Consider the following 824-nt stretch of genomic DNA (forward strand, 5'->3'; position numbering starts at 1 on the left):
CTAGGTTCTGTCTTCAAATGTCACGCCCACATCAGGAGCGAGGCGAGGGTGATGGCTGCCTGGTAGGACTCGGCGGTTTTGTCGTAGCGGGTCGCGATGCCGCGCCACTGCTTGAGGCGGTTGAAGCACCGTTCCACCACGTTGCGCTGCTTGTAGAGCTGCTTGTCGAAGGCCGGTGGACGCCCGCCTCGGCTGCCGCGCCGGAGCCGGTTGCGGATCTGGTCGGCCCGCTCGGGGATGGTGTGGCTGATGCCGCGGCGTCGCAGCCAGGTCCGTATCGCGCGGGAGCTGTAGCCCTTGTCGCCCAGCACGTGGGTGGGCCGCACCCGGGGACGGCCCGGGCCCATGCGAGGCACCCGGATTGCCTCCATCACGGTGGTGAACTGGGTGCAGTCGTTGGTGTTGCCGCCTGTGAGCACGAAGGCGAGCGGACGCCCGAAGGCATCGCAGGCCAGGTGAATCTTGCTGGTCAGGCCGCCCCGGGAGCGTCCGAGCGCGGGGCTGCGGCGCCCCCTTTTCGGGCCCCGGCGGCATGCTGGTGGGCGCGTACGACGGTGGAGTCGACCGACACCAGCCAGTCGATCTCTCCCGCCGCGTCCGCCCGGGCCTGGGCGGCCTGGAGCATCCGCTCGAAGGTGCCGTCCAGGGCCCACCGGCGAAAGCGGGTGTGCAGCGTGTGCCAGGGACCGTACCGCTCGGGCACGTCCCGCCAGGCCGTGCCTGTCCGGAACTTCCACACGATCCCGTTGAGCACGGTTCGATCGTCCAACCGCTTCCGTCCACGCAAGGACTCAGGCAACAGCGGACGGAGGAACTCCCACTCC

The 824-nt window shown here is 69.4% G+C and carries 1 protein-coding gene; it reads right to left on the reverse strand.

Annotated features, from left to right (window positions below; translation table 11 throughout):
* Positions 1-20 precede the first annotated feature (20 nt).
* Positions 21-824, reverse strand: a protein-coding gene (locus IE294_RS46945) for an IS5 family transposase (RefSeq protein ID WP_373315979.1) whose coding sequence is annotated in 2 segments (ribosomal slippage) — positions 21-514 and positions 514-824 — 805 coding nt annotated over the 2 segments. Because the reading frame shifts where the segments join, the coding sequence is not laid out codon by codon here. This gene is flagged as partial in the annotation.

Origin of the sequence: Streptomyces canarius (genome assembly GCF_014650735.1) — a bacterium.
GTDB classification, from domain to species: Bacteria; Actinomycetota; Actinomycetes; order Streptomycetales; family Streptomycetaceae; genus Streptomyces; species Streptomyces olivaceoviridis.